The 11,845-nt window shown below is 35.5% G+C and carries 9 protein-coding genes; 1 reads left to right on the forward strand and 8 read right to left on the reverse strand.

Annotated features, from left to right (window positions below):
- Nucleotides 1-131 precede the first annotated feature (131 nt).
- The gene (locus ASU03_RS17655; RefSeq protein ID WP_057833107.1) at nt 132-1,331 is read right to left on the reverse strand and encodes a hypothetical protein; all 1,200 of its coding nucleotides are present in this window, start codon (nt 1,329-1,331) and stop codon (nt 132-134) included.
- A 5-nt stretch (nt 1,332-1,336) separates the two neighbouring features.
- Nucleotides 1,337-2,821 (reverse strand): hypothetical protein, encoded by a 1,485-nt coding sequence (locus ASU03_RS17660; protein ID WP_057833108.1) that lies wholly within the window; start codon nt 2,819-2,821, stop codon nt 1,337-1,339.
- A gap of 373 nt (nt 2,822-3,194) precedes the next feature.
- On the opposite strand from ASU03_RS17660, the gene ASU03_RS17665 reads away from it, so the two are divergent.
- Nucleotides 3,195-4,352, forward strand: coding sequence for a hypothetical protein (locus tag ASU03_RS17665; protein WP_057833109.1), 1,158 nt, complete (start codon nt 3,195-3,197; stop codon nt 4,350-4,352).
- Nucleotides 4,353-4,363: 11 nt separating this feature from the next.
- Here ASU03_RS17665 and ASU03_RS17670 read toward each other — a convergent pair whose 3' ends face one another.
- From ASU03_RS17670 to ASU03_RS17695, 6 genes are all read right to left on the reverse strand, one after another.
- Nucleotides 4,364-5,830: an oligosaccharide flippase family protein gene (locus tag ASU03_RS17670; protein ID WP_082627339.1), complete on the reverse strand. Its 1,467-nt coding sequence runs from the start codon at nt 5,828-5,830 to the stop codon at nt 4,364-4,366.
- 56 nt (nt 5,831-5,886) lie between these two features.
- Nucleotides 5,887-6,402: an NAD/NADP octopine/nopaline dehydrogenase family protein gene (locus ASU03_RS17675; RefSeq protein WP_057833111.1), complete on the reverse strand. Its 516-nt coding sequence runs from the start codon at nt 6,400-6,402 to the stop codon at nt 5,887-5,889.
- A gap of 171 nt (nt 6,403-6,573) precedes the next feature.
- A complete protein-coding gene (locus ASU03_RS17680; RefSeq protein WP_057833112.1) occupies nt 6,574-8,277 on the reverse strand; it encodes a hypothetical protein in 1,704 nt (567 codons plus the stop codon).
- Between the two features lie 11 nt (nt 8,278-8,288).
- A complete protein-coding gene (locus ASU03_RS17685) occupies nt 8,289-9,530 on the reverse strand; it encodes a glycosyltransferase (protein WP_057833113.1) in 1,242 nt (413 codons plus the stop codon).
- Nucleotides 9,531-10,496 carry a polysaccharide deacetylase family protein gene (locus ASU03_RS17690; RefSeq protein WP_057833114.1) on the reverse strand — a complete coding sequence of 322 codons (966 nt, stop codon included), beginning with the start codon at nt 10,494-10,496 and terminating at the stop codon, nt 9,531-9,533.
- A complete protein-coding gene (locus ASU03_RS17695) occupies nt 10,489-11,817 on the reverse strand; it encodes a putative O-glycosylation ligase, exosortase A system-associated (RefSeq protein WP_057833115.1) in 1,329 nt (442 codons plus the stop codon). Before ASU03_RS17695 ends, ASU03_RS17690 begins: the two co-directional genes overlap by 8 nt.
- Nucleotides 11,818-11,845 lie beyond the last annotated feature (28 nt).

Genomic DNA, 11,845 nt, shown 5'->3' on the forward strand with positions numbered 1-11,845 from the left:
TTTCCTACATAATAAGACTGAAAAACCTTAACTAAAAGAAATAAACAAAGCTTTAGCCTGAGATTTTAAAATAAGACATAACACAATAATGCAACATAAGGCCTGCTGTTTTCACAAATCTAGAAGTGGTCTTAATTTATTGGACAATAACGCCATGAATCACAGAACTTCTTTGGTAGATTTGGGTAAAGAGGCAAACCTATTTCAGCTCTATCACTAAAATAAGCATTCGCTGTATCCTTATATTGCGAATTATCTTTGCCGATTATCAGATTATTATTTTGAATGAGAGTAATTGAAAGCTCATCTTTAGGTAAAGCTAACAAATAATTTGAACCTAATCGCTCTAAATATACAACATTGTCGAGAAGTTTTATCGTATTACGTTGATGCGTCATCCCCTCTAAACCATAGCCTATCATTTGCCCGTTAACCGAATTAGGTCCTTGACCTAGTAAAGAGTTAACGACTAACAACTCCCCACCGTTAGGCATATCAATTAAGCGGCTATCATCAGATGAAAGTGACACGATAATACTATTTTCTATCGTTAATTTTTTTCCTCTGGCCTTAATGGCATGTCCTTCACTCTTCGTGGCAATAAACAACGACTGATAAATAAACAGTTCCGCTTTATTAGTATAAACACCGTGAGCTTGCCCGTTGTGCCCTAAACGCTCAAAACGACTATTAATTATTTTTATCACACCAGCTTGGCGTGCTGTTTCTAATACACCTTCCTGACTACTATGAAAAAAAACATGGTTTAGGGTTAAGTTAACACCCTCGTGGCGAACGCAGGCACCGTTACCATCCCTTACAGCAATATCCCTGCACTCTATATTATTAATAGTTAAATCATTGCCTTTACTTAAAATAAAACCTTTACCTGCAACAACACCACGTTGAAAGATAACATGCCCGACTCCGGTAATAGTAATCTCACTTTTACGAATGGTGAATGGTGTATTATAGGTTCCTGCGGCAATGAATAACTCGTCACCCCCTTTCAATGCAGAAACCGCAGCATTAACGTCAGAAAAACCAATGCCATTAACCTCAAAATTTTGCAACATTACTTTACTTTGTGGCTCTGCTTGCCATGGAGAAAAGACTCTATTAATTTCATCTACCAAGGTATATTTTTTACCTTGCGTCAATGCATGATAGTCCTGTTTTTTTTGCCATGCGTAATAATAGTTGGTGACCTTACTGGTCAATTTATGAAACAGAAACGGCTGCATTACAAACAGAGCAATAACAAATATGTGTACTAAAACACCTGATAAAAATAAATAGCTTGTGACAGTTTTTTTAATCAATGCTTTCATCGTATTTACTCACCATTGATCTTATTATTAATATTCAGTTTATCCAGACAAAAGCTGATTGCTGAATAAGCACCAATATATTGATTATTTGGCGTTGCACCACAAAAATCAAACGCTATTGAGCCCGTAGAGTTAATAGCTACGTGAGTGTCAGGTGTACTTCCCCAGGTAAAATCACCAATATCTGGCGCAACGAAATAATCTGACAAGTTATCTTCCCCGGTAATAAAGTTACGGCTCACAACAATATTATTACGTTTAATTAGCTTCGCGTTATCGCGAATTTTTATCCGGCCCGAAAGAATGTTATTACTCACCTTAGCATCGCTTTCCGGATATCTAATATCAATACCTAGAGTGTTATAAAGAATATTATGTTCAATTAAACTATCACGTGCTCTATTAAGATAAATCCCAACATCATTAGAGCAATGCATAATTATATTATTACGAATAATCCCACCTACATGCTCTGCGCTATTTTGATTACGTCTATGTCGTTTAGCCGATCCGCCGCCACCTAAAGACAAGCCTAGCGCGGTGTATTTATCGGGTAAATTAGCTGCACAAATGATTAGATTACGTTCAAAAACACCATACTCTGAGCCTCCTTTAAAAAAAGCGGCATAACTCACTTTATTGCCAGCCGACTTTTGAATATCAAAAATAAAGTTATCACTTACCTGCCAATAATTAGCATGCATTAAGTCGAAAGGGGTTACTGGATTAGCTGTTTTTCTTGCTGTGGTATTAAAAAATGTGTTCTGAATAACTTTGCCATAATCAGGGTAATTGTCTCCAACGCCATTTACTTTTATCATGGCGTTAAAGTCTTGCATTATATTGTTTTTGATGACCGTATACTGCGCTTTTCCGACAATATGAAAAGCATGCTCGCATTGTGTATGGCTCTTACAGTTACCAATAAAGTGTAAATTACTGAACTGCCAGAAAGGCTTATTTACCACAATCCCTTCGCCTTTTAAGAATATCGTTACCGTTCCTAACTTTTGTGCCGTCATGTGAATAGGCATAACAGCGGTACCACTTTGACCAATAGTTATCCGATTTGAAGTGAGATGATATTCACCAGGGCTAATAATAATTGTTTGTCCTGCTTGTGCTGTTTTTAAAGCAAAAATAAGCTCAGGTGTATTATGAACCTCAATATTTTTATTAACGCTTGAGAAATTGATTTTATTTGAATTTTGCTTATTTGAGTCGTTTTTATTTGCTCCTATGCCAACCCAGTGCGCAAGGTCTACTTGGCGAAAGTAATGGTTTTTCACTTCAAAATAGCTTAGTGCACTTAATGCCGGCGCTACTATTTTATAGAGGTTAGACTGGTTTACCATTAAGCTTTCTTTAACTTTATCACTAAATAGTGGTAAAGATAAACCCGAGGAATAAATATACTGAAAGACAAAAATAATGGCAAAAATAATACCTGTATTCAATAATGCTCCGATGATAACAAAGTATTTTTTCATAAAACGTCTTAAATCTTCATAGTTAGGGCCGTATTTGTTTATAATATTACACCATAACGAATAAATCTCTTTCTATCTGCCTCGACCTAATTGGTCTTGTAACCGCGCCCGCTGTTTTTCCTACCTCACAGACATTCCAGGTAAAGACTATCTAATAACAGCTATTTTATTAACCATGATCGCAACCGCTTTGGTGCTTGGTTATTTCACTGAAAAATAAAAAACAGTATAGAACAGCGCTAATCAAACGATTTAAGTAAAAAATATAATAAAGACTATAATTATTATTTTGAGTGTGAAAAGTTTTAATCTACTTGCTAGGGAATAAAAAAAATAAGTGCATTTCTTGAGTAAGTTATATTAAGGATAATTAATGGAATTAACTCAAGTTATAGTGACTAAAATCACAGGTAAAATGCAGCGTCTTTGTGGTACGGTTCGTTATGATGATGGTTTTTCTGAAGATTATTACTTTGAATTACCTGATAATTATAATGTCAGTCTATCCGGCAACCCATGGTTTGCCTGTTTATTACCTTTAGCAGTTACTCTCGGTGAAGACTTAACTATATCATTGCCTATTGATCCTCTGCTGTTAAATGCTACCGATGACTTAATTAAGTTATGGAAAACTTGGTACCCTCAGCTACATAATATAAAAATATTTGCTGAGACGGCTGTTGCACCACAACAAACTAAAGACTGTGCTACATTTTTTTCTTCTGGAGTTGATTCATATTTCACCACCGTTCGCCACCCTAACGCCAAATATATGCTGATCACTCGAGGCTTTGATATGCCTTATAGCTATGTTGATGAGTTCGATGTTCACTGTGCTAGGATCGCTAAGAGTGCACAGGAGTGTGGTGGTGAGTTGATTCCCACAGCAACAAATATTAGAGATACTCGTTGGTCAAGGTGCCATTGGGAATTACTGGGTCATGGTCCAGCGCTTAACGCCATAGCATTATTATTTGAACAACATTTTGGCGAAGTATTTATCCCTTCATCTTATGAGTATAAAATTTTACATCCTTGGGGATCTCACCCTATGGTAGACAACTTGTTTACTACCTCAAATGTACACTTTATACATGACGGCTGCGGTTACTCTAGAACCGAAAAAATAAAAAAACTATGTCAATATGACCATGTGTTAAAAAATTTACACGTTTGTTTTAGAGGAAGTGATGGTTTGGGTCAAGATCAAGGTAACTGCTGTAACTGTGAAAAATGTTATCGTACAATGGTAGTGCTGGAGCTACTTGGTAAACTAGAGCAAGCTACCCTATTTAACAATGCCCCCCTAACTCCTGAAAAGTTAACCTTACTCTATGGCGACCGAATATTTCTAGAAGAAATATACTCCTTCGCTATAGAAATGGATAATACAATATTAGCAAGGGCAATAAGACAAAGCATCAAACGTTCTAATCGAATTGATTGGCTAAAAAAGCTAACAAAATTACCGGTAATATGGCGAATAGCTGCCTTTTTTTATAACCGAGAAATTAAAAAATCGCTTACCTAAGATAAATAGCATCATCTAGCTATTAGCTTATTTTTAATAAGGTGATAAAACTTAATTTCAGGTCCATTTTTACATCCAGTCAATAAACAGAGCAATAATAATGTGGTAAAAAAAACAGCCCCCCCTGTTGCAATTAAAAATATAAGGCTAGCTAGCATTGAATCATTGTTTATCCAAAGTAACAAAGCCACTAATAGTAAATACATAACCGTAGTAGCTATAACGACTCGCCAGAGCCCTTGAAATAATATGGTTAACGATAAAATACCAAGGTATCTTTGCAGGAAAATCAAAATACACATTCTGATAAAGTTTGCCACTAAAACTCCTAAGACTAAACCACTAATGCCCGCTAAAAAATAGCCCACGGGTAGAACGACTATATTTACCAATAAAGTAATTATTGATACTTTACCCAGTAAATCCGGACGATCATAAGCAATTAATGACGATACTGAACAAGCACCAAAAACTTGAGTGAGACCAACCAGCGCCAATACTTCAATAAAAGGTGCTGCTCCTGCCCATGCTTCACCAAGTAGAACAAAAGTAATTTCCGTTGCTAAAACAGAGACGCCAAGTGCTGCGGGTATAGCTAAAAACAGTACTGATACGAGAATATTGCTATACATTAAATTAAATTTCCCGACATCATGATTGAGTAATGACAACCCTGGCAGTGCAGCCCTAGCGACCGGCATGGCCAATTCTAGGGAGGGCATAGTAGATACTTCTTTGCCCACGGTATATAGGCCTAGTTCTGACTCTGAGGCTAATTTACTCATTAAGAAAGCATCCATTTTTTCAGAAAGGGCTTTCATAAAGCTATATAGAAATATCCACTTGGAAAAATAAAAAATGGAATTGAATGATGAAAATGAAATAGAGGGGCGATAAGAAGACATAATATAACTAGTAATAAGTGCGGTAATATTACCAACAAGCACCCCCACAGGAAAGGCCCAATAGCTCTGCCAAAAAACAGCTATAAAGATAGTCGTGAAAAAAGAACTTAATTTTTTTATTACATTAAAGGTAAAATCTTTATCAAATTCCATCTTTTTATGAAAATCAACAATACCAACGTTATTAAAACCAGTGATAATATTAGCGAACGCATAAAAATAAACTAACGTTTCAATTTTTGGCTCCACAAAGTATATTGCTATACTAGGAGCACTACACGCTAGGACTCCCCCTAAAATAAGTGCGCGTAATACACTTAGCGTCCATACCGTATCATAATCCTGCTTGGTTGCATTCTGAGTCTTAATTAGTGCTGCAGAAAAGCCCAGCTCAGTTATAAGCTCTAAAAAACCGCCAATAAGCACTGCTTTGGCAATCAGTCCATAATCTTCAGGTAGCAAAATTCTTGCCAAAATTAAAAGGCTAATAACACCTAAAAGACGAATAGACAACCTCATAAAGACAGTCCAAAAAGTTCCTCTGGCTATCTGTTTTCCTATATTATCATTCATGGTTGCAACAATTTATCCAATTGGTAATTTATAAGGCTGTGTAACTTAGGTGAAAATTAGCTTTGTTCATAACACCCATTGAATCCGGGTACATCTTCATATATAAATCGTGTATCTAATGAGTCAGGCCCTTTTGGCCCACCTTCTGCGGCATATGACTTAAAAACTTCCATGGAGTCTTGTTGTAAATCATCTTCAGTTCTAAACTTACATTCATCAATATACGCAGACTCTTTACCTCCGAAGGATTTAATTACACTATTTTTTTCAGCATCTAATTGCTTAATAATATTCCAAATAGATGGTGTAAATGCTTCTTTGTACATCCAAAAATCACCTCTACTATACTCGATACGGCTAGCAGACATTATTGCCCCCACCGTATGGACTATTAAATTAGGGTTATGCCATGCAGACTCGACAATATTTGTACGAGCATACTGATATGTGTCTATTAAAGACCCCATTAAATTTACAGCCTCTGTTACTCTTTCACTTTGAAGTACACCTATGGAATTTCTAGCATTTTTAAACAATATCTCAACATACCCTGGCTTTATACGTATTTTCATTGGGTAACTTATAATTAATTACTTTTGAATGCCGTATTGCTTCAAAATTATCATCATGCAACGAAAATGAAGTTTTTACTAAAGTTACCTCATTTCCTGTATCTGAAAGAATACAAGCATGAGCACAGCCCGCATTCCCTTAGCCAACAATTGTGATTTTCATAACATTCCTTATTTTATATTTTTGATTATAGGTAATGACTCTTCATCAAACTTTAGTAATTGAGACAATGGTTCAAAAAGCCAACTGCGTTTTTGATTTAAAACTGGTAGCTTTCTTAATAGATAGTTTTTCATACTAATCATACTAAGCAATTCATTTTCTAACTTTGTGGAATTTTTTAGCCACTCTTTTTTTGCGCTGTCTATCTGTTTTGTCATTACTTCGCCTAATGAATGAAAGTCTTTTGGTAAGTTTCGACTCCCTTGAAATTCATAATACTCCGGCCAAAAACGCTTCAAACATTCTTTTTGAAAGAATACCGCTAATTTGTCTTTTGGATTATGAGCCAAGCAAATATTAACAAAATTTAAATCATAGTACGGAAACACAACAACATGTCCAGGAGGATGCATCATAGTTATCCAAGGACTGATCGCTCGGCGACTCCTGAACTGTAAAAAAACCAGCTCAATTTGATTCAAGGAACTTGGAATTTTATTCATCTCCTCTCTAAAAGCCTCTTTGTACTCTTCAGCAGATGGCCAAGTTGCATTTAAGTGAGAAAATATATCATTGTTCACCATTTCTTTAAGCGCTATCTCAATATCTTTCTCTGCTGATTGGTGTAAGCCTGGGAATTCGAAACCACCATTACCAAATGTATCCCCACTTAGTCCATCAAAAATTAATGAAGGTGGCTCTTTAATGAGCCAGTTAATTAAGGGAATTGACCAGGAGTGCATAAATGTCTCTGAGCCAATTAGCGTATTACGTTTAGTAAAATCTTTAGCTAAGTCTTCAGGTTTAGTTGCAGAAACAATAGTAGTGTCCACGCCAAAACTCTTCGCAATAATAGTGGCGAATGGCGCATCAATATCATAAAGCTTACCATTCTTCATATGAAATGATTGAGCCGTTACGGCTTTAAATTTCACTTTTTTCTTCTGAAAATAGGCAAAGAATCGCCTAGAATCAAAACCACTTGAAAAAGGTAACAGCACTTGCTTCTGTTTTAATTTAAGGCACTTATTAATTGACGATTGACAGGCCTGCTCTACATCGACGAATGATTGCTCGGTTATATTTTTATTACCTTTAGGTAATTCAGAAAAATTAAACCAATTATGTATTTCAATAGCTGTCGAGCTTACGTTTATCTTTGTGCCAGCAGAAACCCGCTTAATATCCTGATAAAAACTTCTATCACCAAAAATAAAACCATTTTGAATCAGAGACAAAAAACTCATTAAATCAGGTTTGTCATTATCCAATTTAATCAACGATGGGTGAGTAGAGAAAAAAACCGTAGAACCTACTGTCCGCATATATAACGGAGAAACACCAAAAGGGTCTGATTTAACAGATAACTCATTTAATTTACTATTATAATTTAGGTAAGTATAAACACCGTTATTAACATCTGAACCCTGAAGTAAAACTGCTTTGTCTGCATCGTTAGAGTAACTATGTATGGATAAATCTAAATCATAACCTCGAAATAGAATACAGTGACCTTCATACCTCGAAATTAAAGAACCTTCTGCTGCGTTAGATTTGGAGGATATGATAAAAAAATTATTCTCGTGATATATATCAAAATCCTGATTATCAACTAAGTCTAACTCTATGCTGTTTTCAGGATCAAAAACGCAGATAAAGAATTCTGTCTCTTTAAATGCTGATTGACTTAGTTGCTTAATATCAATTTTCACTTACATTCCTTTTAGTTAATAATTTTAACGCTATTCAAGCAAAGTTCATTCAACAGAGTACCCAACTCCAGTGCCTTTTGTTGTCGTGAATACATATTAACGTCTGGTTTATCTACATATTCGTCCCGATTTTCAATAAAAATTTTGATTGCCTGCTTTATTAAATCAGCATTATCCTCCGTCCGACTAAGCGCATAGTTTCTATAGAGTTCTCCTGTTGCACTTGTCTTAGGTGTTAGAGCCAATATAGGTCTATTAGCTCTTATATATTCATACGCTTTCCCGGGAATTTGATTGTTAAATAACTCCCCTTGTATTAAAACTAAAACACTGGCGGACTTCATTTCTGCTAATGACTCTTTATAGGGAATACTGGGTTTACACTCAATTAGGTCTTCAATTTTTAGCTGAAGAATTTGAGATTTAATCACATGATTACTTGCAGCACCTCTAAAAATGAGCGTGAAATTACTGCTATCCACAATACCTTCATTTTTTAATAGGTGTATAGCTTCAAATAAAGCTTTCGGATCTCTCCCTTGAGAATAAACAGCCCCGCTATGAAGTAAAGTAAAGCGAGAATTTTCTATGTCAGGCAATTTTGGTAAATCATTGAAATTAGCTTCATCAAAACCATTCTCAATAACGTTGAATTTAGTTAGCTGCTCATCAGGATAAAGCCGACGATATAACTGTGCTGCCCGCTCGGTTGTAAATACTGCTTTACTACAATGTAGAATGGTTTTTTTCTCAATCCACTTGGCTATATAGCTATATTTTAATACTTTATTATCATAACGACATTGCAAAGGATCTCTATAATCAGCAATCCAAGGACGCTTGCTAAATTGCTGTAATTTATAAGCAATGAAGTGCGCCGTTGACACTGGATAAGTAGACCAAATAATATCTGGTTGATATTTTTCAATCAGTTTTTTACCTAAGGGGATTGCTTTTATTGCCCATGTCCACCAACGGTCAGGCACTTTACTCCAGGCAAAGTACTTGCCCTTAACTGAAAAATCTATTGCCGAGTCATAAGCATGGCAACGATATACTTTTATATTTTCAGGAATACTTATCTGTTGATCTTTTACCACATAAACACTTTCATCAACCGTTAAGACTATGACCTGCCAACCTAACTCAGCTAAATACTCGGCAAATTTTAAGGTTCGTTGTACACCCGCACTCTGACAAGGTGGAAACTCTAACGCCACCATTAAAATAGTGCGGTTTGTCTGCTCTTCCATTTAATTAAATAGCTCCGTAAAAACCTTGTTAAAGTTTAGTGCCAAGCGCAGATTAAACATCACTTCGCTTAGATACCATGGAGTAAATCGTTTTAGCGCATAAGGTGTACTGGATGATGAATCAATACAACCCCAGTCTGTAGTAAAGGCTGCTTTAAAACCACACTCCTTAACTAGCTGTTGATGATACTCATTAAAATCGATACCTTTTTTGCCATTTGGGTAAGCAAAAAAATCCACTGGTGCAGATATAATACGTTCTAATACTTTCTTTGATTCTATAATTTCAGCTCTAGCTATATGATTTTCTTCACAAAACAATATAGGGTGGTTAACCGTATGGGCACCAATACCCATACCAGCTTGATGTAATGACAATATTTGTTGTTCATTTAGAAACTGATGATTTAAATTAGACTGTCCTGTTATATGTAATAACTGCTCTATTAATAGTTCTCGCTCTACCATGGTGCTGTATTTTATTTTACCGGTTATTTCTTTAGCACAGGCTAATCTTTGGTTATAAGTCATTAACGGGTAGGTTTTGTCTAAAAACACCAACTCTTCAACACCTAAATCCATAGTCAATATTGCTGATGAAATAAGTTCATCCCATAAATACCCTTTTTCTAAACCTGAGGTGCAGATAAAAAAAGTGGCCGTTAGGTTATGTTTCTTAAGCAAAGGAAATATAGTGGTAAAGCTATCAACATACCCATCATCAATAGTTATGACTATCGATCGCCTAGGCAGCTCTCCTTTTTTCTGTAACTCTAATGCCTCAGTCAACCCTATAGGATTAAAGTAATTTTTTATCCATATAAGCTGCTGTTCAAATAAATATTCATCCATAAATAATTGATTGTAAGACTCACCAACACGATGGTAGGTCAATACACTCAATTTATTCTCCCCCGATAAAGCCGTTACACTGTTAATTACTGAAGATAACATCCAACTAAACATATCGAGTCCTTCTAGCTTTATTTTCTTCCGTTACAGGCAAAGATTTTTTATTTTTCTCTCGCTTAATTATTTCGTATAAAATATGGCTTAAGGCAAATATAGCAAATGATAAATCAAAGTAAGGCAAGCTAAGCGCTGCACCACCAGCACAATAAGCAACTAAGGAGACTTTCAGCATTCGCGCTAATCCAATAACCCATTCATCAGTGGTATTTTTTGTAACCCAAACTAACTTACGATAAGCAAGTAACAAAATAGCCAAAAAAACAAATAAGCCGACAAAGCCCTGATCACCTAATACTTGAAAATAAATACTATGGGCTGCCTTTGGCCTAGTAACTTTATAGTCACCCGTATCAATAATAAAATCCAGATGATGAAAGTCATCTTCATATAAGTACCAAACACTCGGATTTTGACCTGCCTTAAATCCACCACCCAATATAGGGTTATCAACAGCCATTAACACTGCTTGCTTCCAAGCTACAACACGTCCAAGAAATGAGTTATCCTGCCCCATGGTGCTTATAGTATCCATGCGATCTGTCCATTTATCAGAAACAAATACACCGCCAATACATACACTTAAAATTAAAACGATGGATACCAGTAATTTCCGCTTACTTTGCAAAAAGAAATAACCACCAATGACAATCAAGCCCAGTAAACCTCCACGTGAATAAGAGCCTATAATTGCCACGACATTAAAGACAACAGCGCAAATCAAAGCTATTTTCAACCATTTAGATGTTGTTTGTGACAATAAAAAAACAATCAAAGGTAATGTTATATTAACCGCAAGAGCTAATTCATTACGATCACTTAAGCGGCTACCGGGAATACCTGCAACCGTATGACCTCCACCTGTCACAATATATTTAAGACCTTCTGCGGCACCGAAGTACGCTGCCGATAAAGTAATAGCCCAAATAAATATATTTACATGGTGTTTAGTTTTAATGGTTAAAATACACAAAATATAAAAAATTATTATTTTAAAAAATATATTCCATTCAAACCAAACAATATCAGGGTTCGAAATAGTGAAAATACTAGAAATAGTGGTCAAAATAAAAAATAATAGAATTAGAGTCGTTAACGCAGAGCTATCTGTTTTTATTTTATCTTTTTGAAAAACATAAGAGATAATAGTCGCAGCTGCTATCAGCATGTTATAACGTATAGATGAAGCGAAGCCCCAAACCCAGCCGTTTGGAAAAAACATGGCACTCCAGATCCATAAAGAAACACCAATATAGGGCCGCCTAAAAATAAAATATAACAGTATAGGAAAAACTAAAACTAATAATATATCGCGCAACTATTTATCCTCAGTATCATTTTTGACG

The sequence above is a fragment of the Colwellia sp. TT2012 genome (assembly GCF_001440345.1).
Taxonomy (GTDB): domain Bacteria; phylum Pseudomonadota; class Gammaproteobacteria; order Enterobacterales; family Alteromonadaceae; genus Colwellia.